Genomic DNA, 22,230 nt, shown 5'->3' with positions numbered 1-22,230 from the left:
GTACGGACATCGGCATCTTCTTTCCTGTAAACCTACGCTTCACGAACGACGAGCGACGCAATTACCCCGTCTCCGGTCCCAAGAGCTCGCCGTTGCAATCGACGCAGGCCCAGTCGCCGTCGATGAAGGACATGGGATCGGCGCAGATGGGGCAATCCGGTGGAGGCCCCTTGGCAATGAGGGGAAGATCCGGGAGCTCATTCTCGTATTCGTCCATGGCTCCCCCTACCCTTCTCGCTGTTTGATCTTCAATTGAATGGCCTTTTCCGCGCTTTCCCGACTTGGGACACCGACGAACGTCAGCCGACCATCGATAATGGTCGCGGGGACAGCGCGCACCGAATGGCGGTCCGCCAACTCCTGCCCGTCTTTCGTGGTGATGTCCACCTCCCGGTAGGAAAAGCTGTATTTCACGCGCAACTGTTTCCACAGGTTCTTCGCGGAGGGACAGGCCCCGCAACTGGGCGATACAAGTAACGTAATGTTTGCCATGATGCTTTCGAAGCAGGCGCGAAATTATTCTGACGATCGAATCTTAGCACCCGCTGAAAAGCCGGTGCAAGGAGCGCGAGTTTGAAACCGGCGGAACGAAGAGGTTACCGCCCTACCGGCCATCCCCCCGACTGATTTTCCGTACCGTTGATGATCGGAGGTGATCCGGCGGGGTTCCCTGCCGGGTTTCCCGGAGGGGCCACAATGTTGCCGGCGGTATTGGGGTAATGATAGCGAGGAGGCTCAGTTCTCACCACCGTGCTTCCCGGCTCGCCGGTGTGCTGAGCCAATGAATTCCGAGTTTCTTTCGGTACGCAACCCGATCCTGCCATGAGCACCATGCCGACAAGGATGGCGACTGATTTCCTGCCTGTGGTGTCCATAAAACCCCTCCTTCGTTCTGACCCGAACTAGGTTGAGACCAGGATGAGCGTCTTTCGCCGAGTTTCCACCTGCAGACGCCCTTGTGAAATCCCATCAGGTAATCGTTGAATTTCGTTTCGATGATAAGCCTCAGCTCCCGTTGGTGACTCGACTGGTCTTTCGGTCGACATTGTCTCCCGCTGTGCGCTCACTCGTCTCAGGCCTCTTCTTCTACCTTCCGATGGAGAAGAGTATAATCAGCTATACGCGCGCGGTGGTCGCATGGTGTGATGATACCGATGACATGCCCCACTGCCTACTCGGAAATTCCCCGGCCGTATACGAGTCGTATGGTTACTGCGAAACACGTAGTTGCTCCATCCTATGTTCCTCCTGCTCGCCGCAGGATCCGATTGATCTTCATGCCCTTGTGGCTTCTGTACATTGCACTGACCTACCTGTGGACTGAGCCGGGAGCAGCCAGGGCTCAAGACCAGCCTGCCCCGTTACATGTCTTGACCTACAACCTCCTGCACGATGGGGGGTGGTCTGGATTTTTCGAGAGCGGCACCCATCTGGAAGAGCGTCTCGTCATGACCATTCAGGAACTGCAGCGGTTGCAACCGGATGTGATCGCGCTGCAAGAAGCGTCGGACAGCCGGAAACACGGCAACGTACCGCAACGGATCGCCGATGCGTTGGGATATCACATGGTATTTGAGCCTGCCACTCAACACATCTCCGGAATCGGTCTTTTGGATCGGCTGATCACCGCAGCCATCGGTTTCAAAGAAGGCCCGGCCATTGTGAGCCGATATCCGATCGTTACCTCGGAGGTCTACGACCTGCCTCGGTGCCAACGCCGCTTGGATCCTCGCATCCTCTTGCGCGCTGAGATCAACGCACCGGATGGACCGGTGCAGGTCTTTTCCGCCCATACTTCAAAAGGGGATGACTGCCAGCTCCAGCGAGTCGGAGAACTGGTCCGTGAACATCAAGGAACAGGACGAACCATTTTGATGGGCGACTTGAATACTGGAGAGCAGTCTCCGGTCCTCACCGAATGGCAGAAAGAACCGGGATTCATCGATGTCTTCCGCGCCACGAATCCCGGCGTCGCCGGAGGAACAGTCTGGCAAAACATTTTCGTGGAATGGCCCACCGCCGATCGTCGCGTCGATTTTATTTTCTTGCTTGCTGGGCCTACCGGCAACAGTCCGGTCGTGCATTCAAGCCGTCTGGCCTTTGACCAACCCGGGCGCCTTCCAAACGGCGATGCCCTCTGGTCCTCGGACCACCGCGGTGTGTATGCGGAAATTGAGTTCCCCCCCGTCGACCGGCCACGGCTCAGCCGGCTACCAGATACAAGCGCTCGCTAATAATCCAGCGCAAGACACTCTCTCGCTCTGAAGGAATCCCACGAACCACGAGCGGCTCCGTTGGGTGCCGTCTCTAGCCGTCGCGATGGACGTTCGGATCTCTTCCTCGCATGCCTCACACATTCAGCCGACAGCCGCTGGTTTGACTTCCTGGCCAGGAAGGCGCAGCATGTCTCATCTCATTTAGACAAAGAGGTGTTCTGTGACTCCTTGCTAGGTTTCGCCGATACCACCATAGCATCCCGCTCCAGAACCATCCCACGCCCTCCTGGCACCCGTTCACCACGAGGGCGTTCCTGTGTCTGTAACCTTTCCTCTCTACGTCAACTGGCCCCATCCTTTACCCAATCTTAGAAGGAGATCGCGATGAAACGCCTAGCCACACTCTCAGCCGGACTGATCCTTGGATCGCCCACCCTCGCTTTGGCGGCAGAACATAGCGCCAACTATCGTGGAATTGGATTGATCTACTTCACCTTCATCGGGGGCATCCTCATCTATGGGGTCAATGATGCCTTCGGGAAGAAGGCGATGTATGTGGCAGCCCCGTTTATTCTCGGCTGGTGTTACTGGATGCTGCCGCCGACTTAAGCCGAACGGACCCGGCGCACCGAAGCACCACGGTCTGACGGCCGTGGTGCCCGTGGTTTCATGCTTCTTACTCCCCGTTCCACTCCCACCCTATCAGATCGAGTCCTGACAAGCTGTATTGACACCGGTTCGTGGGTTCAAGACAATGCCATAGGGTAGACACATCGCGACAGATTCCTTAGGCGGGAGCATCAATACAGATGGGGCAAATTCGAAGATTTAGAATGACCGCCTTAGCCGAAGGGAGTTCATTTCTTCTGCTGCTATTCGTCGCGATGCCGATGAAGTATGTGATGGGGATGCCGAGAGTGGTAACCGTCGTGGGGGCGATTCACGGAATCCTGTTCCTGGCCTACGTCGCCCAGTTAGTTACGTTACGATCCCCCCATCAATGGGACAACCGGTTTTCATTCGCCGCCTTTCTGGCTTCTCTTCTCCCGTTTGGACCGTTCATCTTCGACAAACACCTGCGTGAGAAAGAAGCCGCCACGAACTGATCTGCTATCCCGAAAACATCTCACCGCTTCCCGTCATACCCCCGCTCTTTCCATCGCTCCAGCAGTTGAATGCGTTTCCGAAGCTGATCCGTCGTCGCCTGATCGACGCGGCTGCCGGTGCGCGCGATGAGTTCCGCGTTGAGCCTTCGATGATCGATTCCACTCGTTCTCGCAAGACTGGTGACCAGCAACCGGTGGAGATCCCGCAGATCTTGTTTCTGCTCATGGAGTGAGACCGCCGGTTCAGAGGCAACCACACCGCCTTCCGTTCGCGTTTCCTCTTCGCCGATCAGGCTATCCATTCTGGCCACGGCCATCAACGGCATGTATTCGTTGGTCGAAACTGTCACGCGACCGAAGAGGTCCCGTTGCCCGGCCGACATGATGTCTTCCAACACATGATCGCGTTCCGCCTTGATCTGTTTGGCATAATGCACCAGCACCGGATCTTTGGGCAGATAGAGCCAGGCCCGTTGCGGTGTGGGCAAACCCTCCTGCATCCGCACGAAGCGGCCGACCACCTGCCGGAAATACATCTCCGTGATCACGTTCGTCCCATAGACGCCGACGCGAAGCCGCGGAATGTCTACACCTTCACTCACCATATTCACCGCCACCAGCCACTGCTGTGTCTTGTGCCCGGCAAACTCCTCGATCGTGCGCGAGGCTGCGGGATCGTCTGAGACCGCCACCGCGGCTTTCGTTCCGGTCATACGCGCGACCAGCTCCGCAACCCAGCGAGCATGGTCCTGATCCATGCACACAATCAGCCCACCGGCATCCGATTGCTCCTGTTTCCGAAGCCGAGTCAGTTGCGCATGGGCATCGGTAATGACCGGACCAAGCCAGGTTTCCTGCAAGAGCGCCGTCTTCAGCCGCTCTCGCTGCCGGTTGAACTTCAGCCCGTCTTCAAACGTCGCATGATGCTCGCGGCCTTCCGACAGCCAACTCAGCTCGCCTTCGTAGCTCGGAAAGACAATGGGCCGGCAGACATTGTCGCGGATCGCGTCGGTGTACCCGTAGGCGAAATCCGCCCGGCTTTCTCCTTGATCATATCGAATAAACGGGATCGGGTTGTTGTCCGAGCGAAACGGCGTGCCGGACAGAATCAGTCGGAAGACCGCCGGCTCGAAGGCGGTACGCAGCGCCTTTCCCCAATTCTTGCCGTCGCCGGCGTGGTGCAACTCGTCAAAGATGAGCAGCGTCTTCTTGCTCTTGCTGACCTGCTGAAAGATCGCCGGAGCCAGACACACTTGTTGATAGGTGACCACGGCCCCGTGATAGTCCGGCGCTTCAGCGGCCTGTTCGTTGGTCAGGGCCGGATCAAGCTGCACGCCGATCTTGCCCGCGGCGGACGACCATTGCGTGCGAAGGTGATTCGTCGGGCAGACGACCAGCACCCGGGCCGCGGCCTGTTTCGCCAGATATTCGTGCGCCACGCGCAAGGCAAACCGCGTTTTCCCCGCGGCCGGAGTCGCCATCGCCAGAAAATCTTTGGTCTGATGGGCACGGACGGCCGAGAGCGCGCGGCTCTGCCAATCGCGAAGCGTCGCCGTCCAGGCAGGCAAGGTCTTCATGGCCGATTCGTGCGAGCGGACTGTTGGTGGCTCAATGATGGCACGGATAGGAGGCCGTTTAGTCCAGCCAATCTTTTTCTTTGAGCTTCCTCGGCAGATACTTCTTCGTCAGATACTGAAAATCCTTATTGGCCAGCGCGTCGAGTTCGTACTTCAATCCGCTCGCGAGCATGCGCTTGATTTCCGCCTGCCAAGCCGGCTTCTTGAACCACTCATAGTTCATCAATTCTTTCGCGCGCGCGATGTCTTTGTCGTTCAATTTGATCCCGACATTGCGCGGCAGCTCGTATCGCTCCGGATCGGCGCTGGACAAGCCCATGAACTTGGCTTTTGGAATCGCCATCCGCTGGCTTTCGAACGCGAGATTGATCGAGCCCTGCTTGATGACGGAATAGATATAGTATCCCCACGGATCATTATCCACCAAGACATACACCGGCAGTTTGTATTCTTCATGGAGCCGCCGCGCCAGGCGCCGAACGCCTCGCGGGGGCTGGCCGTTGCCCGTGAGCAACACACAGTTATAGCGTCGCCAGAACTTATCTTCGGACAACCGGTTCCACTGGGTGCCTTTTTCCACGAGCAGCACGAAGTCCGCCGTACAGCGCCGGATCTCCAGATACTCCGGCTCCACGATCGACGGCACCGAATACCCGCCCTTCCCCAGCTTGGCACAATCGACGCGATCGCCGTCGTCGCCGAAGACCACCGGCCCGACAATGCTGCCGCTATTTTCCGCCCGCACATGCAGCTCCTCCCGGAGCGCGGCAAGGGACACTTCGAGATCCTCGATCACGGGATCGGATTCATCCTGCGTATCGAATGTATTCTCGTGAGAGTCTCTGATCGTATGTTTCGTGCGGTAGTAAATTTCTCGAAGCGAGGTGGTCAGATCGGCTCGCTGCAATTCGGAGAGGGCATCCGCCACCAACACCGTCTGCATGAATTTCTTCGCCATGCCTACGTTGAAAAACGACCGCTCCTGCTTCTTACTCCCCATCTCGATCAGCCCCTTCCGCTCATTGAAGGACACGTTCGAGAGCGCGCGGATGGGAATCTGAAACGTCGGGTCTTTCGATCGATCGGCCGCTTGGATCACAATATCGGCCAAGCTGATCAGCTTCTTTTCGACCGGCGTGGTTTTCTTTGTCTTGGTCGTCATGCTGTCCTATTTCGGTTTGCGCGGCCCTGAGGTCTTCGCCCGCTTGGGAGATTTTCCACCTACCGTCTTCTTTACCACGGGCTGTCCGGCAAAGAGCGCGATCTGGTCCGATTGTCCGGCTGTCTTCTTCGGCGCCGTTTTCGCGGCCGTCTCCTTGGTGGATGTTCCCTTCGAGCCCGGCTCGTCAGTCGATCGTCCGGCATCAAGCGAATCCGACTCTGCCGCGGCCTGATCGGCCTCGACTTGCGTGGCCAATTCCGCTTCGCCTTCCACTCCGTCCGCCGTCACGATAATCGAATGCGGCAAGCCTTCAGGTCCTCCGCCGGTCTTCCCAAGCGCTTCATCGGTTTTCTGACCGCCCGTGCGGGAGGTGGCAATCTTCTGGAGCTGCTCTTTCAGTTTTTGCTTCGGAAGCGTGCCGCCCTTCAGCCGATTGCACGCCTCGACGACTTCCTCGATATACAGTTCGAAGATATTACGTCGTCGAAATTCGCTGGCCGCCCGTTCGCGCCGCCGAACGAACAGGCCAAGCCGCCTGCCGCACTCGCGAAGCGCCAGGGTAATTTCTTTTTGGATCTCATCGTAGTCGGCGATCGCTTCCTTCGATTCGCTCGTGAACGGCACCCAGACCGATGCCATATGCACGAAGATCACCATCGGTCCGCCGGGGAGCGCCCCGCGCGACTGCGCTAAGCCATAGTTTTTCCAGGTTGTGCTCAGGACCGCCTTGAACGTCGAACAGGCCGATTGCTGGTACAGCAGCGGCACCCGATTCGCGTAGCGGATCACGCGGGCGAGCTCCGAACCTTCCTCCTCATGCTCCCCTTCAGCCTTCGGCATGGCCGGCTGTTGCGGCTTGTTTTGGTCTTGTGGCCGGTTCCCATACGCAAGTCCGGCTTCGATGATGAACGGGTTGCCGCGATAGACGGCGGGTGGCCGACTGACGGCCGTGTAAAACTCCCCTTTGATCTGCTTATAGAGCCCTGAAAGAATCGCCTTCTCGCCGATCGGTGAAATACAATTGGTCGGCGGCGCCATGATCTTTGTGTCTTGTAAGGTCTTATACAGCGTCTCCGCCACAGGCCCCTTGAGTTCGCGAGGTTTGGCATCAGGCGACACCTTCGACGCCTTGCAGATGTCATCGGCCATCTGAGAGGACAACCGGCAAAAATCAGTAGCCAGGAAGCCGGACAGCGTATGGCTCTTCGTGTCCTGCATCATCTTGAGCAACATGCCGAACTCGATGCCGTACGGATGGGGCTTGATCTCGCGAGGTTGAGGCGGCAGTTCGTGATAGGTGCGCGGGTATTCTTTCATCTCCCCTTCGGGAGTGTGATACAGGAGTCTGACATGCGGATTGGCGATTGATGTCTGCTCCAGCCATTCATCGACCGAGGCGCGCCCCTTCTGGTATTTCCCTTCGACCTCCAGCGTGACTTGCGTGCCCCGTGGCTGCTCCCAATCAATCTGCTTGTTCTCATGCACCAACGGCTCGTTCTTCTTCGTGTCGATCTGGACTTCGAAGAAATGCGCGGCGGCCTTCGGACCGATGCGGGAAATAATTTTGACCGGCTTGCCGGTCGTCAGCTGCCCGTACATCCCGGCGGCGGAGATGCCGATGCCCTGCTGTCCGCGGCTCATCCGCAACCGATGGAATTTGGACCCGTAAAGCAGCTTCGCGAAGATCCGAGGAATCTGCTGGCGAACGATGCCGGGGCCGTTGTCCGTCACCGTGATGCGGAATCTGGTCGCTTGGCTCGGCGCAACCGGCTCGCCGTTCGACACCACCTCAAGCTTGACCGTCACATCTGGAAGAATCCCGGCCTCTTCGCAGGCGTCGAGCGCATTGTCGACGGCTTCTTTCACGCAGGTCAGCAACGCCTTGCGCGGATTGTCGAAGCCCAGCAGGTGCCGGTTCTTCGTGAAAAATTCCGAGACGGAGATTTCCCGCTGACGCGCCCCCATCTCTATCGCAGTCACCCGCTCCGCCTGCTTGGCGGCGGCTTTCTTCATTGCGGCTGGTTCAGAGTTTGTTCGAGGAGCGGAAGATGTCGATTCAGTCTCTGAGGCGGACTCTTTCTTTTGTGCCATTCACCCTCTCGTGAAACAAACGTTCGCTGTTGGTACCATAAAACTTTCAAGGAAACAATGGGGCGATGAAAGTGTGTAGCAGATGATGATCAATTTATGACTTCCTGAAACGGGAGAAATGTCGTTTGCAACAGCGAGACGTTTCAAGCCCGATGGCACACAAAACCGCCGGGCTTCCATGCCGACCTACACAGAACTCCATGCTCAGACCTCATCACTGCTTTCAAGTTTCCGCCGCAGCGTCGTGAGAACCCGGTGAGTGGTTTCGATGTCCCGGACCACGAGCCCCTGCGAGAGGGTGTTGATCCACGGGGCCTGCAAGCTCATAGCCGCCTCGAACGTCTGCTGCCCCTTGTCCGTGAGCACAACAAGTTGCGCTCGACGATGATGCGGGTTTACCTGGAATGTGACAAGCCCTTCATCCTTCAGGTCGTTAACAATCCGTTGCACATTTTGACGATTCGCACCCAGATTCCGGGCGAGCCACGCCACCGGCTCTGGTCGCTCGGCGTCGACGATGGCTCCTAGGATTTGCCAACGGGCGCTTGTCAGCCCGAGTTCCGACACCAATCGATCTCCTGCGATTAATAGCCGGTTGTTGAGTCGGAATAGGTCGAGGATGAGTTCAGTCATCGCCTCTCCGACCGGTGTTCGCTTACCTTTGTGCATATGCCTCCCGATGCTCAATTGACATCATAATGTCATTTATGTAGCATGCATCTTATGCGACCGAAATTATCTATCATAATCAAGGAGGCTTGTCATGTCTCTGTTACGTCCACTGGATCCGAATTTACCGATCGAACGTCAGCTCGCGATCGAAGCCGCACCCGTCGTGCTGGTGAATGTGTTCACACTCGATAAGGCCGACGAGCAAAAATTCCTAGAGATCTGGATGAACGATGCGGCATTCATGAAGCGGCAGTCGGGCTTTATCTCGACCCAGTTGCACCGTGCGATTGGTGACGGCACGACATATCTGAACTATGCGGTCTGGGAATCCACTGCGGCCTTCCAGGCCGCGTTTACTCATCCGGAGTTCCTGTCGAACCTTTCGGCCTACCCGTCGTCGGCCATTGCCGCTCCACACTTGTTCCAGAAGGTCGCCGTGCCAGGCATCTGTGTCGCCTAGCTCATCTAGTTTCTATGAAGAGAGGGCACGCCATGATCAAAATCATCCATCCCATCGCCGGTGCAATCGCTATCCTAACGATCGCCTCGTTTTGGCTCTCGACCGTACTCAGTGAGCTATTTGGCTCTCCGCCGATGGTGGTCACCGTTAAAGCCGCCATCCCGTGGGGATTCCTAGTGCTGATTCCGGCGCTGGCGGCGACAGGGGGCTCCGGCTTCGCCATGGCTAAGGGACAGCGGACTGGGCTCATCGGTAGGAAACTCCGGCGCATGCCGCTGATCGCCGCCAACGGCATCTTGATTCTCATCCCTGCTGCGCTGTTCCTTGCGTCGAAGGCGCGCGCTGCAGAATTCGATACGGCCTTCTACGCAGTGCAGACGCTCGAACTCGTGGCGGGCGCCACGAATCTCACGCTATTGAGCCTGAGCATGCGCGACGGCCTAAACCTTACGCGGTGGAGGCGAAGAAGCTTTCTTCGGCCTGCGCAAGCTTTTTCGACGAGCCTCGTGGCCCGAGACGAGGTCGCGAAGGGCACGGTGACATTCCATGTGAAGAAGCCAGACGAGTTCGAGTTCTTGGCCGGACAGGCCGTCTATGTGACACTGTCCAACTCGGCAGAGAGCGACGCCGAGGGACGCGTCAGAATCTTCTCTATCGCCAGCCCACCGCAAGATCCGGAGCTGGTGATCGCTATGGCTAAGCCCTCAATTACTGATCGCTATTGACGGTAGACATGTGCGATCCTGTGGGATGAGATGCTCAACAGATTTGCGCCAACGGGTTGTGGAGTTTGTTCGCGGTGGAGGCAGCAAGGCCGAAGCGGCTCGGCGGTTCAAGGTCGGTGAGGCGAGCGTGTACCGCTGGCTCAAGCCTGGCGGCCTGACGTACCAGCGTCCCGGCCCTCGCCGGGCCCGCAAGCTGGATTGGGAGCAGTTACGTCGGCATGTGGAGGCACAGCCCGATCAGACTCAAGCGGAACGGGCGCGGCAGTTCCAGGTCTCGCGGCACTGTATCTGGAACGCGCTGCGAAAATTGGGGGTGACCCGTAAAAAAAAGACTGGGCTATTCCGAACGCGACCCGCTCCGACGAAAACAGTTCCTCCGCCTTCGCGAGCGGTTCGTGCGCCGTGGCAAACACCCCGTGTACATCGATGAATGCGGGTTTGTGTCTTCGACGGCGCGGCGGCATGGATATGCGCCCAAAGGCCAGCGTGTGGACGGCCTGGTTTCCGGGCATCGACGGCCCCGCACGTCGCTCATCGCCGCTCGCATGGATGGGCGACTCGCCGAACCCTGTCTATTCGAAGGCACCTGCGATACAACCGTCTTCAACGCCTGGCTGAAGACGCGGCTGTGCCCGCGTCTGAACGTCCACCATCTCGTGATCATGGACAACGCCGCATTTCATACCGCACCCGAAACAGCGCAGCTCATCGCAGCGACTGGCGCGACCCTGCTGTTTCTCGCGCCCTATTCTCCCGACCTCAATCCCATCGAGCATGACTTCGCCGCTCTCAAGAAGCGCCGCGAGTATCAGGACCAGACCACCCTCGACGACATCGTGAGAGGCTATCAATGATTGTGGGCTTAGCTATACACGATCCCGTGATACGAGTTTTAAGCGAGGCTTGATGGGCTTGCCCCTGGGGACAGCCGTCGAGATCGATGGACCCTACGGAGATCTATCGCTGCACGAAGACCCCGCGAGGCCGGCGGTTTTTCTCGCGGGCGGGATTGGCGTCACGCCGTTTCGGAGTATGATCCTGGACGCGACGAAGCGCGGACTTCCTCACCGTCTATTTCTTTTCTACAGCAACCGCAGTCCCGAGGAGGCCGCCTTCCTTAGCGAACTGATCGAGATCGCGAAGCGGAACCCGCGATTCAAGCTGATCGCGACGATGACCGAAACGGGCGGGACTCGCACGGATTGGCCCATGGAGCGAGGGCGCATCACGCGAGAAATGATCGTGAAACACGTCGGCGATGTCGCGACGCCCGTCTACTATGTCGCCGGACCGCCCGCCATGGTCTCCGCAATGGAAACACTCCTCAGAGGCGCTGGGGTCAAGGGCGAGGACCTGCATGCGGAGATATTCACCGGCTACTGATAGCACGCGCGACGCCCCAGGGTAGAGAAACCGGCTGAATGTGCTCGAACAACACGAAGGAAGAGAGAACCGGAAATGAATACCTATCTCCTGCTACGCTTTGCGCATCTGCTCGGCCTGATGCTCATGTCGGCCGGCCTGATCGGCGTCTTTGTCTCCGACGTACGATCCCGTCAGGTGCGCGATCTGAAATTGTTTGCGCAGGCGGTGACGCTGATCGCGGTCTTCTACGACGGATTGGTCGTTCCGGGTGCGCTGCTTTTGCTCGCAAGCGGAACCTGGTTGATCGTCTCTTACTACAACGGGTGGAGCTTCCTCGCCGTTCCATGGCTTGCCGGCATGGTCCTTCTTTTTGCCTTCGAGTTCATCGAGGGGAACACCATCACGCGGATGTACTTCATGCGGCTACGACGTCTCGCGAGGGAAGCCCTCGCGGTGGAGCGAATGACTTCTGAACTCGCACGCGCCCGCAGCGAACGACTCGCATCGTTCACACATTTCCTGGATATCCCAATCCTTGTGGTGATCGTGTCGCTCGGCGCGCTGCGACCGAACGACTGGACGCAATTCTTTGCGGCAACAGCGCTGGCGATCGCGGTGGCTTCGCTGTTGAACTACGCGATCCCGCGCATCTATCCCTGGGGTGGCGAAGAGGAAACAACTTGAGGATCGAGAGAGGCGACCTGTGCTGACACGGCACAGTACACAGCGGAGGTCGCTCTACACGAACGGCCCGTTCCAAATGCCTTCCAGATTGCCGGTGAGGTGCTCGACTTTCATGGGATCGTCCATGCTTATCATGCTTATGAGGAAGATCGGGAAAGCTCTGCGTGTCGTACGACTCGGATCGCTGGATGACCTCAGCGCACGTATCGAACAACTGCGGAAGTGAGAACCCGCCAACTTCCCGCTCATGTGCTACAGTTCGATGCTGAATGGCGAAGGCAAGCTCGATGAGTTGATGAACGATCGATATCCCTCGATTCGCATCACCACCCTGCGCGAATAGGTAGCGCGCGAAGGACTCTGATTGGACGGCTACCGAGCGACGGAAGGATCCCGCAGATAGTGCGCCGGCTCCATGGTCTCGGCCGACCAGACGAGGATTTTTCGGTCAAGCGTGGCGACGATCAAATGTTTGCCGTCGCTCGTCCAATGCAGTTGATACGGAGTTTTGACATGAAACGTCTTTCGCTTTGCCTGCGTTGAGAGATCCCACACTGAAATATGTTCTCCGACTCGGGTGGCGGCCCATCGGTGCGAGGGATCGACGGCGATCGATGTCCCTAACGCGACCGGCGGCCCATGATCGATTTCCGTATCCCGCTTCGTGAAGGTATCCAAGCTCGCTAAGACTCTATTGCGCTTGGCATCCCATACAGCAAGGGTCCAGGCTTTCGGATCACCGGCACGAGTGGTTGTCCAGACAAAGGACTGTTTCCAACCCAGACCGGACCAGACCGCCGGAATCCCGGCCGGCTTCTCAACTTCGCGCCAGGTCGTAATGTCCCAGACGACACGACCGGATTGCGAGATCGTCAAGAGAAACGAACTTCCATCCAGAAAACTCAGGCTGTCGACGACTTCTCCACGCAGAGCGAGGTTTTTTTCACAGTTTGTCCCATTGCACGCCGGAGAGCGGCCGGTATGCGCCAGCTCTTTCACGACCGTTCGGGTGACGAGATCTACGACCGGAACCTTGGGACTCTCCCCTGCAACCACGAGCAATCGATTGCCTGGAAGGAATTGCAGCGCGTTGATCCGGCCTTGCTTGCTTGCATAGGGCGAAAATTCACGCCAGGTGTCGGTTTCCCACAAGCGTACCTCTCCTTCCAGCGTACCCGCCGCCAAGATCACGCCATCGGCGCTGAACGCCAATGCATTGGCCGGAGCAGACAATGCCAGTTGACGCAAGAGGGTCCCCTGACTCGGATCCCATATTTTCAACAGTCCGTCGTCGCCGCTCGTGACAAGCAGGTTTGCGCTGGGCGAGGTCCCCGCTGCGCGCAAGGCCTGAGCATGAACGAAGGCCGGCACAGCTGGTGTCGTCGTAATAAATGTCGGTGGAGTCGATCGTTTCGCCAATACCTTCGCCTGCGGTTGGCCGGGGTCCAGCACCAATTCCGGGGAACGTGAGGGAACATCCCAAACCGATATCTTGCCATCGACATCCGGATTGGCACCGCCCTGCATCCCGACTACGATTTTCGAGCCGGTCGGCGACCATTTGAGTACCGAAACACGAGGGGCCCTGTTGCGGCAATCCTCTCCGCACAGGTCCGGCAACATCATGCCGGTCTGTAGATCCCAGATCTGTAACGTGTGAAGATGCTCCGGTTGCCCGACCAAGTGATCTGCATCGGCGGCAATGTCGACGGCACGAAGCTGTGTCGGTGAGCGCATCCCACTCCCCGGCGCCGCATAGGTGAACTCGGTCAAAGTGACCAGCTCGCCCGTATCAGCATTGAACAGCGCATAGCTCCATTCTCCATTGGCTGCCACCAAGCGACGACCGTCCCGCGAGAAGACCTCGGGCGTGAGAGGACCCTGCGCTCCTTCAACATTCGTCAACGTGGCGCGCGTGGCTATGGACGCCTCCACTGGATCGATCAGCAGAATCGTCTTGCCCACACTCGCCGCTAAACGAGAACTGTCGGGCGCAAAGAGCAGATCACGAGGCTTTCCTCCCTCAATGACGAGGTCGCGGATGGTTGTGCCGGTGAGGTCATGCAGATGAATGGTGTGGCCTTGCGCAATCGCCAACCACTTCGTATCGGGCGAGGCGACCGCCGACGGGACGTCTTTCTTGACCTCCAGCGCAATATGTTTGAGCGGTACCAGTTTTTTCCCGAGCTGCCAGACGGACACAGCCTCGTTCCCGTGCCGGAGAATCATCCGATCGGTTTCGCTTGAGTAGGCCAGCAGGCCATAGGGCTGCTGCGATTCCTGCGGAATCGTGGCCACGGAAGCTCGATTCTTCCAATCGTAGATGGTGACGCTGTGCTCCACGCACAGCACCCACCCGTCCTGTTTCAGCAACGCGATCTGCCGGCAGTGAAGTCCCGGAATCTTCGCCACAAGCGCCTTCGTCTCAAGATCCCAGACGACCAGCTCATCCGTCTGAACCAAAAACAGCCGCCCATCATCGGAGAATGCCGTAGGAGTCCTGGAGATGGAACCAGCCGCATCCTGAATCGAGAAAGTGGCAAGGAAGGGGACGGCCGCAAGTAGGATCCTCAAGACCCGCGTATATGGCTTCCAACGATTCATGGTCGTCGCTTCATTCAGCCGCTTGATGGCGAGGACGAGATACACCGGTCGCCCGGGCCTTGGCCCTATGGGTAGAGTGCGGGGCAGCAAGGTCTTCCAACTTTGAAGCAGCTTCCGGGTGACCCGGAGTCGCCGGCAAGACATCAACAAGATGGTCAAGGCCCCGTTCATCTTTCCACCGCTGAACGGACGCTTTGGCATCCATCTGGGTACTGTCGAAGATGTGCCATGAACTCGTCAGCGTTGCTTGGCTCGGACTCAACCCTTCCGTCGGACGTTGAGTTGGAACTTCTTCGTATGCGGGAGAAGGGACTAAGGGACCAGGTACCGGCTGAACCTCTGCTTGGGGTTGCCCGAGCGGGGTCGTCCGGACTGTGGCCTTCTTCGATAAGATGGAGTGAGGAGCTGGAACCACGAGCGTAGTCGACTCTTTTTTGGCCCCGGGAGGAGGGGTATCGGTAATATGAAAATTGCCCTGCTCATCGGTCCATTTATAGAGTTCCGCCGACCCGACCATCGGCCACAAAAAGAGACCGCTGACTAGGCTCAGGATAAGGACTTTCATGTTGTGGAACACCTCAGTGCCTCAATGATGCGGCAATTGACCAAAGTATAGCAGGCGGTCCCCCTTATGCCGGATGCTCGACGCACGGCCGGCTCTCAGTCAAAAACCAAAAGGTGGTCAGGGTTGAGGATGAAAAGAAGGAGTGAAGGTTAAGGTGGGAGGAGCACGCACCTAACCGAGGACGATTAGGTACGGCGGAGATCTTGGGAGGAGTTTAGGCTTCCCAGTACAAGCTGGTCCTGCACACCGTCCTCGCGCTCGATCCCCTGATGAACCATATTCCCTCGGGGCGTTAACTCCCCCCACAAGGGTACGATAGGCTTCGCGGCGCAGTCAGTCAAGTGGTATGGTGAATTCCTTGGTCGACAGTCATCATCCGGCGATCGCCTGAAACGAATGGTATCGTGTTGATGAACGCATCGCAGATGTCGGATGTCATTTCCCCTGCCCTAGAGAAAAGTGAACGATGGCAACCGCGTTGATCAGTGAGAATGTTCGGGACGTGGTCCGCATTGATGCAAGATGTTCGCACGACCGTGCTGCTCACGATGCGAAATGTACGACCATTTGGATCGCACGTACCCTCTGTGTTCAGGCCGAACTGACGCAACCGTTCTACTCCTCAGCCGACTGGCGCTGAATGCCGTACATCTGCAGAATCCACTCGCGTTGAAACGCATGAATCTTCCAGGCGAGGCAACTCAGCTTTCGCCCGATGCACCACCGCATAACGAGAACAAGCAACGATATCTGGAACGGTTTCCCCAAGCCGAGATGATGTGCGCCGACACACACTCGGTTTACCCGGACCATCGATCGAGAAATAATTCCTTGCTTCACACATTCGTCGATCAGTAATCTTTTCAATACCAGCTTTCTCCCTCGTAAGAGGGATGGATGAATTACCACTCGTTCCATTACATGTAATCGATCCGATCGGATCGGCCGATGTGATAGCCCCCGCTAGCGACAGAGAACGCGATGACTTGCTTGCCCGCTCCCTCTCGCATGACACAACTTCTGACGCTCACGATGTGTGTGTCGGCTGTTTGGTTGTCCGTATCCTGTGATGCAACAAACCAACATCTGACAGAACCACATACCTTCGCACGACCTACGAAACCTCCCGCAAAACGGTTCGCCCCGTATGAAGTGTTGGTCAAATTCAAGGATGGGATTTCACAAGAGCGGATCATGTCGCTTCTAACGGAGAGTCGAACCGAGGTGATTACCGAAATCCAGCGAGGGCGTCTGTATCACGTCAGAATCTTGCACGACCGGTCGGTTGAATCCGTGATCGCCCAATTCGCTTCATATCCGGAGGTCGAGTATGCAGAGTCCAATTATCGGTACGAAACACAGAAGTAGTGTGATGAAAATTGTGCTCTGTTGGGTCGGGGCCATTGTAAGTATCACTGCGGCCGTGGTCGCATTGTCAGAACTTATGCTCGGAGATCGCTTGGTTCATGCGAAACAAAAACAGACATCCGGTGGAATGACGGCGTTATCAGGAGACATACGTCGCCCTGCGCACTATGTCCCAGGGGAGGTGCTCGTCAAGTTCAGGGATGAGGCATCCTTATCGGGAATCAAGTCGTTGAATGCCGATATGCGCGCCAAAGAACTCAGAGCGCTCTCGGTGAATTCCGCGGTGGTGCACCGGTACAAACTGGAAAGCGCGTTGTCGGTGGAGGACGCGGTCTTGAAGTACCGAAGTAACCCCACCGTTGAATATGCCGAGCCAAACTATCTCTACTCGCTGCAAGCCATTCCCACTGATGCGCAGTTCGGCACATTATGGGGTCTCCATAACACAGGCCAAGCCGTGAACGGAACGGCGGGAAGGGCAGATGCCGATATTGACGCGCCTGAAGCCTGGGATATCAGTACGGGAAGTTCGAACGTGATTATCGCCGTCATTGACTCCGGCATTGCCTACGACCATCCGGATCTCGCCCCCAATATCTGGACGAATCCTGGAGAGATTGACGGAAATGGCGTGGATGACGATGGAAATGGATTGGTCGACGATGTGCGGGGGTGGGATTTTCACATGAACGACAGTGACCCGATGGACCCTGTCGATCTCAATCTCGGAGGGAACGAGGGACATGGCACCCACGTCGCAGGGACCATCGCGGGAGCCGGGAACAACGGAACCGGAATCACAGGGGTCATGTGGACCGCAAAGCTAATGGCGTTGAAAGCCGGAGGGGTGGACCGATCCTTATCCACCACCGCCATCATCAGCGCAATCCACTATGCTATTGCTAAAGGCGCGCGCGTGATTAACGCGAGCTTTATCGGACCTGAATGCAGCCTGGCCTTCTATGATGCGGTGAATGCCGCGAATGCGGCGGGGGTGCTTTTTGTTGCCGCGGCAGGCAACGGTGGAGATGATGGGATCGGCGACGACAACGATAACACGCCGAACTTTCCTTCCAATTTCAGCGCTCCCTCAGTGTGTGCCGGACACCAGAAGGCCGCGCTGGCCAACGTGATCGCGGTAGCGGCCACCGACCAACATGATCAATTGGCGACCTTCTCGAATTTTGGGTCCACGACCGTCCAGGTGGCTGCGCCGGGAGTCCACATCAACAGCACAAGGCCCACATCGAACATGACGACTGTCCTTTTTCATAACTATGACTCCGGTCCGACCGGACTCGGATACGTCTTCGGGGGAACCACCGGCACCTGGGGATTCACCAATTCCACGTCATTCAGTCAACCGAACAGTCTGACCGACAGCCCGACCGGAAGCTATCAGAACGACACCGATTCCTTCGCGATGGGGCCGGTGTTCAGTACCACGGGACAGAGAGGCTGCCGATTGGACAGCCGCGTTCGCCTGCAAACCGAGCTGGATACCGACGGAGTTCTTATAGAAATATCCAGAGACAGCGGGACCAGTTGGCAGATCATGAACGGACTCTCAGGAAGCAGCAATGCCCAATTCGTTCCCATCACCTGGGGAGACATCGCCGATGGCATGGCTGACTCACGCTTTCGCTTTCGATTCATGTCAAACGAAAGCCAGGTCTTCGATGGCGCGTATTTGGACAATGTCCGCATCGCCTGCGTGTCAGGCCCGCCGTCGGGAATCACGGACTATCAGTTTTTTCAGGGCACTTCGATGGCCACCCCTCATGTGGCAGGACTCGCTGGATTGCTGCTCTCGGTTAATCCGAACCTCACCGTAACCCAACTGAGGAACTCAATCCTGAACACGGTAGATCGGAAGGCGGCATTGAGTGGAAAAGTGTCGACCGGTGGCCGTATCAATGCCCGCGCCGCATTGGCCAGCGTGGCGGCGAATTTCACCGTCACCGTCGCCAAGGCCGGTGCCGGCACCGGCACGGTGACATCCACGTCCTCTGGGATCAATTGCGGAGCGACATGCAATGGAGAGTTCCCTCAAGGCGGCACTGTCAACCTTTCCGCAACACCCGATAGCGGGTCCATCTTCGGAGGATGGAGCGGAGATTGCACAGGAACCGGCCCCTGCTCGCTTACTCAAGACGCGACTGTCACTGCGACATTCGACATCGCGCCACCCCCGCCGGCAGCGAGCGCGGGCGGAGGAGGCTGTACGCTCGCCCCCGGCGCAACCGGAGATCTGTTATTACCCGCCATGTTTTTCATGTCTCTGATTGTCTTATTGTGGAGGGCAAGGCGCCATTGAGCTTGAACTTCGGAGCGCGAGAAATATCGTCCCAACGGAACTTGGATCCCGCCCAAGGCTTCCTCTCCGGTGTCTTCCCGCGACCCAGGGGCTCAGGCCAAGTCATGGCGCTCCTGGGCCTTCAACATCATTTCCCCTTTCATCGGGACTCTGTATTTCTCTTGTTGTCGGCTCTTGGTCCGCTGGCATGGCTTGCCATGATCCGGTTCTTTGCGCCTCAACCGCAGCCTTGGCATGCCATATGGTCAGCGGCATTTCTCTCCGTCGCCCTGTGGCAACCTCTGTTCGAAGAGTTGCTGTTCCGCGGCGTCATTCAAGGACAGGTCCTGCAAACCAGGTGGGGACGGAAAACATGGATCGGCCTATCCATGGCCAACCTCGTGGTGTCTCTGCTATTCGTATTGGCCCATCTGGCCTGCCATTCCATCCCATGGTCTTTACTCGTGTTTGCTCCTTCTCTCTGTTTCGGCTTCATACGAGAGCGCTTTGGATCCCTGTACCCCTCCATCGCTCTGCATGTCTTCTATAACACCGGTTACGTTCTTCTCGTCGGTGGCGCCATCCTTCCGATTTCCAAATAAAGCGCTTCTCATTCGGACTCTCTCCGATGAGGCCGGTACCAGGCGCGTATTCGATGGCATGTCGAGAAACCCGGTACTAGAGGCGTTTACCCGCGGGCATCAATTCGATAAAACAAAACAGTGCCTGCGGGTCAACCGAAGAGTTAACTATAGCGAGGTTGAAAACTCTCTCCGCCAGCCTCAATGACGATATGGCGATCAAGAAGCCGGCGACACGCACGACATGCGGCGTCACATGAAGAAAAAGAAACACTGGAGAATTTTATCCGGCGCCCTCAATCACGATACAGCGATAAAGAGGCGCCGGCTCAACCGAAGGTTGGTATGGTGGAGGCGAGGGGAGTTGAACCCCTGTCCGAAGATCGTCAGTGCACTGTGTCTACATGTGTAGCCGACAATTTAAGTTTCGCGGCCATCCACGCCTGTCGACCGGCTTAGAACAGCCACTAGCCCAGAAAGTTCTCGTCCTCAGCCGCTGAGCACCAGCCTTGGACCAGCCCGCTGCATCGCGCTCTTCCACCCCCGCGGGCATCAGATGGAAGAACGTCGCAGTTAATTAAGCTGCGAGTGCCAGTTCTTGATTGGCAGTTGCATTTTCCCGGAGGGTTACGAGTCCCCGAGAGCTCGACATGCGACAGTGACCTCAGTATCCCCGTCGAAACCGGTCGCCCCCTTTCTTTGTATGTGCTGAAGCGTCCTCTCGTCATTCGTGAAGCGCGAAATAGGACGAACTTCCTGCGAGATATGCTTCACGTTTCACCGAACGACGTACATTCTAGATACTCATCATACCGCACTGGTCAATGGGACGCCACTTGTCTGTCCGAAACCTCTTTTCGAGGATCCCGGTTATTATCCGCATGAAGTCCCTATTCATCGAGACTCGGACGGATCAGGTATCGTCCATAGTGCAGCGCAAAGAGCAGGTACGCCCCACCCCACCCCAGTGCCGACAGGCCGAGCATCGCATGAGTCAGGGCTGTGGGGACATCGGGATTCGGAGCAAGGATTCGCAGAAGCGCCCCGACATTGATCAGAACGTACATGGCCACGGTGAGCCGGCCGGCATGCCGGGGCCGCCCTGTGTGGCCGAGGCTCGCACGGGTCATCACCGCGAGTGTCATCGTACCCATCGCGCCGGTGGTGAGGACATGAACCGCATTCGCCGTCGTGAACCCAAATCCTAGAATCGACGCGCCGAGAGCCAGTAAATACAGCCCAACCCAAAGATAGCCTACATGCAGGACCAGCACGAGCGGTTCGCGCCAGGTCCGCCACCCTCCCCAACGCACTAGGCGCGCCACACTTGCCATGCCGGCTACCATCAACATGACTCCTGCCCACGCGCTCTCCGGTTGGAGAACCCACGCGATGACTCCCACGAGGACCGAGACAATCGCGACGCCATCCACCGGAGAAAACACTGCCGGCAGCTTTGCAATGTTCCTGTCCGCCAAAAACTCACGGGTAAAGGTGGGTGTGAGGCGTCCGCCGATGATGGTCAACATCAGCGTCATGACCGACAGCGCGAAGCGCTCTGGGAAGTCCGTGGGCGCGCCACGCAACGCCGCCTCGTGGAAAAACATATTGGCACAAGCATACAAGCCGACCAATATGCCGATCGGCGTTCGGTCCCAGCTACCGGCTATTACAATCTCTCGCCAGATATAGGTCGCTAAGAGAACCAAAAAGGCTCCGTCCACAACGGCGGCTGTCGCCGCTCCAGCCCATGGGAAAGCCATCAGGAGCCGTCCCCCCAGCCACAACAGGAATAATAATAGGAGCGGCGCCCCCCGCAACGGCATCCGGTCCGTCCAATTCGGCATGGCGGTTATAGCTAAGCCCACAATCATTGATAGCCTCTCACGATGTCGTCGAGGGTGGTCTGGTCCTGATACTCGCGGCGCTTCTTGAGAGCGGCGAAGTCATGCTCGATGGGATTGAGGTCGGGAGAATAGGGCGCGAGAAACAGCAGGGTCGCGCCAGTCGCTGCGATGAGCTGCGCTGTTTCGGGTGCGGTATGAAATGCGGCGTTGTCCATGATCACGAGATGGTGGACGTTCAGACGCGGGCACAGCCGCGTCTTCAGCCAGGCGTTGAAGACGGTTGTATCGCAGGTGCCTTCGAATAGACAGGGTTCGGCGAGTCGCCCATCCATGCGAGCGGCGATGAGCGACGTGCGGGGCCGTCGATGCCCGGAAACCAGGCCGTCCACACGCTGGCCTTTGGGCGCATATCCATGCCGCCGCGCCGTCGAAGACACAAACCCGCATTCATCGATGTACACGGGGTGTTTGCCACGGCGCACGAACCGCTCGCGAAGGCGGAGGAACTGTTTTCGTCGGAGCGGGTCGCGTTCGGAATAGCCCAGTCTTTTTTTTACGGGTCACCCCCAATTTTCGCAGCGCGTTCCAGATACAGTGCCGCGAGACCTGGAACTGCCGCGCCCGTTCCGCTTGAGTCTGATCGGGCTGTGCCTCCACATGCCGACGTAACTGCTCCCAATCCAGCTTGCGGGCCCGGCGAGGGCCGGGACGCTGGTACGTCAGGCCGCCAGGCTTGAGCCAGCGGTACACGCTCGCCTCACCGACCTTGAACCGCCGAGCCGCTTCGGCCTTGCTGCCTCCACCGCGAACAAACTCCACAACCCGTTGGCGCAAATCTGTTGAGCATCTCATCCCACAGGATCGCACATGTCTACCGTCAATAGCGATCAGTAATTGAGGGCTTAGCCATA

The 22,230-nt window shown here is 57.7% G+C and carries 24 protein-coding genes, 1 other RNA gene and 1 pseudogene; 12 read left to right on the top strand and 14 right to left on the bottom strand.

Annotated elements, in window-relative coordinates:
• Window positions 1-61: 61 nt before the first annotated feature.
• From COMA2_RS20230 to COMA2_RS11935, 3 genes are all read right to left on the bottom strand, one after another.
• Window positions 62-217 carry a hypothetical protein gene (locus tag COMA2_RS20230; protein ID WP_175304565.1) on the bottom strand — a complete coding sequence of 52 codons (156 nt, stop codon included), beginning with the start codon at window positions 215-217 and terminating at the stop codon, window positions 62-64.
• A gap of 8 nt (window positions 218-225) precedes the next feature.
• On the bottom strand, window positions 226-492 hold the full coding sequence (locus tag COMA2_RS11940) for a glutaredoxin family protein (RefSeq protein ID WP_090898302.1): 267 nt from the start codon (window positions 490-492) through the stop codon (window positions 226-228).
• A 104-nt stretch (window positions 493-596) separates the two neighbouring features.
• The gene (locus COMA2_RS11935; protein WP_090898299.1) at window positions 597-875 is read right to left on the bottom strand and encodes a hypothetical protein; all 279 of its coding nucleotides are present in this window, start codon (window positions 873-875) and stop codon (window positions 597-599) included.
• A 402-nt stretch (window positions 876-1,277) separates the two neighbouring features.
• On the opposite strand from COMA2_RS11935, the gene COMA2_RS11930 reads away from it, so the two are divergent.
• The 3 genes from COMA2_RS11930 to COMA2_RS11920 all read left to right on the top strand — a co-directional run bounded on the left by COMA2_RS11930 (window position 1,278) and on the right by COMA2_RS11920 (window position 3,322).
• Window positions 1,278-2,234, top strand: coding sequence for an endonuclease/exonuclease/phosphatase family protein (locus COMA2_RS11930; protein ID WP_175304564.1), 957 nt, complete (start codon window positions 1,278-1,280; stop codon window positions 2,232-2,234).
• Between the two features lie 366 nt (window positions 2,235-2,600).
• The gene (locus COMA2_RS11925) at window positions 2,601-2,825 is read left to right on the top strand and encodes a hypothetical protein (RefSeq protein ID WP_090898293.1); all 225 of its coding nucleotides are present in this window, start codon (window positions 2,601-2,603) and stop codon (window positions 2,823-2,825) included.
• Between the two features lie 200 nt (window positions 2,826-3,025).
• Window positions 3,026-3,322, top strand: coding sequence for a DUF3817 domain-containing protein (locus tag COMA2_RS11920; protein WP_090898290.1), 297 nt, complete (start codon window positions 3,026-3,028; stop codon window positions 3,320-3,322).
• 20 nt (window positions 3,323-3,342) lie between these two features.
• Here the strand turns inward: COMA2_RS11920 and COMA2_RS11915 are convergent, their stop codons facing one another.
• The 4 genes from COMA2_RS11915 to COMA2_RS11900 form a co-directional block, all read right to left on the bottom strand.
• Window positions 3,343-4,899: a DEAD/DEAH box helicase gene (locus COMA2_RS11915; protein ID WP_090898287.1), complete on the bottom strand. Its 1,557-nt coding sequence runs from the start codon at window positions 4,897-4,899 to the stop codon at window positions 3,343-3,345.
• Window positions 4,900-4,957: 58 nt separating this feature from the next.
• On the bottom strand, window positions 4,958-6,061 hold the full coding sequence (locus COMA2_RS11910; RefSeq protein WP_090898284.1) for a DNA topoisomerase IV subunit A: 1,104 nt from the start codon (window positions 6,059-6,061) through the stop codon (window positions 4,958-4,960).
• Between the two features lie 6 nt (window positions 6,062-6,067).
• A complete protein-coding gene (locus COMA2_RS11905) occupies window positions 6,068-8,074 on the bottom strand; it encodes a DNA topoisomerase VI subunit B (RefSeq protein ID WP_245630986.1) in 2,007 nt (668 codons plus the stop codon).
• Window positions 8,075-8,356: 282 nt separating this feature from the next.
• Window positions 8,357-8,821, bottom strand: a complete 465-nt coding sequence (locus COMA2_RS11900) for a MarR family winged helix-turn-helix transcriptional regulator (protein WP_090898282.1) — start codon at window positions 8,819-8,821, stop codon at window positions 8,357-8,359.
• 94 nt (window positions 8,822-8,915) lie between these two features.
• Between COMA2_RS11900 and COMA2_RS11895 the strand changes: the two genes are divergently transcribed.
• The 6 genes and pseudogenes from COMA2_RS11895 (at window position 8,916) to COMA2_RS11870 (ending at window position 12,058) form a co-directional block, all read left to right on the top strand.
• Entirely contained in the window at window positions 8,916-9,284 is a 369-nt protein-coding gene (locus COMA2_RS11895; RefSeq protein ID WP_090898279.1) for an antibiotic biosynthesis monooxygenase family protein, read from the top strand.
• A gap of 32 nt (window positions 9,285-9,316) precedes the next feature.
• A pseudogene (locus COMA2_RS21115) lies at window positions 9,317-9,751 on the top strand (hypothetical protein); the annotation flags it as partial.
• Window positions 9,752-10,034: 283 nt separating this feature from the next.
• Window positions 10,035-10,439: an IS630 transposase-related protein gene (locus COMA2_RS11885; RefSeq protein WP_090898248.1), complete on the top strand. Its 405-nt coding sequence runs from the start codon at window positions 10,035-10,037 to the stop codon at window positions 10,437-10,439.
• Window positions 10,405-10,863 carry a transposase gene (locus COMA2_RS11880; protein ID WP_175304559.1) on the top strand — a complete coding sequence of 153 codons (459 nt, stop codon included), beginning with the start codon at window positions 10,405-10,407 and terminating at the stop codon, window positions 10,861-10,863. The genes COMA2_RS11885 and COMA2_RS11880 overlap by 35 nt, the downstream gene beginning before the upstream one ends.
• A 52-nt stretch (window positions 10,864-10,915) precedes the next feature.
• Entirely contained in the window at window positions 10,916-11,392 is a 477-nt protein-coding gene (locus tag COMA2_RS11875) for a ferredoxin--NADP reductase (RefSeq protein WP_090898276.1), read from the top strand.
• Between the two features lie 75 nt (window positions 11,393-11,467).
• Window positions 11,468-12,058 (top strand): DUF2269 family protein, encoded by a 591-nt coding sequence (locus COMA2_RS11870; protein ID WP_090898273.1) that lies wholly within the window; start codon window positions 11,468-11,470, stop codon window positions 12,056-12,058.
• A 372-nt stretch (window positions 12,059-12,430) separates the two neighbouring features.
• Here the strand turns inward: COMA2_RS11870 and COMA2_RS11865 are convergent, their stop codons facing one another.
• From COMA2_RS11865 to COMA2_RS11855, 3 genes are all read right to left on the bottom strand, one after another.
• Window positions 12,431-14,662 (bottom strand): WD40 repeat domain-containing protein, encoded by a 2,232-nt coding sequence (locus COMA2_RS11865; protein WP_090898271.1) that lies wholly within the window; start codon window positions 14,660-14,662, stop codon window positions 12,431-12,433.
• Between the two features lie 10 nt (window positions 14,663-14,672).
• Window positions 14,673-15,227 carry a DUF4124 domain-containing protein gene (locus COMA2_RS11860; protein WP_139077309.1) on the bottom strand — a complete coding sequence of 185 codons (555 nt, stop codon included), beginning with the start codon at window positions 15,225-15,227 and terminating at the stop codon, window positions 14,673-14,675.
• Between the two features lie 615 nt (window positions 15,228-15,842).
• Entirely contained in the window at window positions 15,843-16,145 is a 303-nt protein-coding gene (locus tag COMA2_RS11855; RefSeq protein WP_090898266.1) for a hypothetical protein, read from the bottom strand.
• A gap of 63 nt (window positions 16,146-16,208) precedes the next feature.
• Here COMA2_RS11855 and COMA2_RS21325 point away from each other — a divergent pair, with 63 nt between their 5' ends.
• From COMA2_RS21325 to mrtJ, 3 genes are all read left to right on the top strand, one after another.
• A complete protein-coding gene (locus COMA2_RS21325) occupies window positions 16,209-16,595 on the top strand; it encodes a S8 family serine peptidase (protein ID WP_407919013.1) in 387 nt (128 codons plus the stop codon).
• 4 nt (window positions 16,596-16,599) lie between these two features.
• A complete protein-coding gene (locus tag COMA2_RS20910; RefSeq protein WP_175304562.1) occupies window positions 16,600-18,912 on the top strand; it encodes a S8 family serine peptidase in 2,313 nt (770 codons plus the stop codon).
• A 104-nt stretch (window positions 18,913-19,016) separates the two neighbouring features.
• A complete protein-coding gene (mrtJ, locus tag COMA2_RS20220) occupies window positions 19,017-19,493 on the top strand; it encodes a JDVT-CTERM system glutamic-type intramembrane protease MrtJ (protein ID WP_175304561.1) in 477 nt (158 codons plus the stop codon).
• Window positions 19,494-19,818: 325 nt separating this feature from the next.
• On the opposite strand, the gene ssrA is transcribed toward mrtJ, so the two are convergent.
• The 4 genes from ssrA to COMA2_RS11820 all read right to left on the bottom strand — a co-directional run bounded on the left by ssrA (window position 19,819) and on the right by COMA2_RS11820 (window position 22,171).
• Window positions 19,819-20,166: a transfer-messenger RNA gene (gene ssrA / locus COMA2_RS11835) on the bottom strand.
• Between the two features lie 196 nt (window positions 20,167-20,362).
• Window positions 20,363-21,346 (bottom strand): NnrS family protein, encoded by a 984-nt coding sequence (locus tag COMA2_RS11830; RefSeq protein ID WP_090898254.1) that lies wholly within the window; start codon window positions 21,344-21,346, stop codon window positions 20,363-20,365.
• Window positions 21,343-21,801, bottom strand: a complete 459-nt coding sequence (locus COMA2_RS11825; protein ID WP_175304559.1) for a transposase — start codon at window positions 21,799-21,801, stop codon at window positions 21,343-21,345. The genes COMA2_RS11830 and COMA2_RS11825 overlap by 4 nt, the downstream gene beginning before the upstream one ends.
• Entirely contained in the window at window positions 21,767-22,171 is a 405-nt protein-coding gene (locus COMA2_RS11820; protein WP_090898248.1) for an IS630 transposase-related protein, read from the bottom strand. Before COMA2_RS11820 ends, COMA2_RS11825 begins: the two co-directional genes overlap by 35 nt.
• Between the last annotated feature and the right edge of the window lie 59 nt (window positions 22,172-22,230).

It is taken from the genome of Candidatus Nitrospira nitrificans (assembly GCF_001458775.1).
Classification (GTDB): Bacteria; Nitrospirota; Nitrospiria; order Nitrospirales; family Nitrospiraceae; genus Nitrospira_D; species Nitrospira_D nitrificans.
The sequence above is the reverse complement of the archived record's forward strand: the minus strand, read 5'-3'. Positions and strand labels throughout refer to the sequence as shown.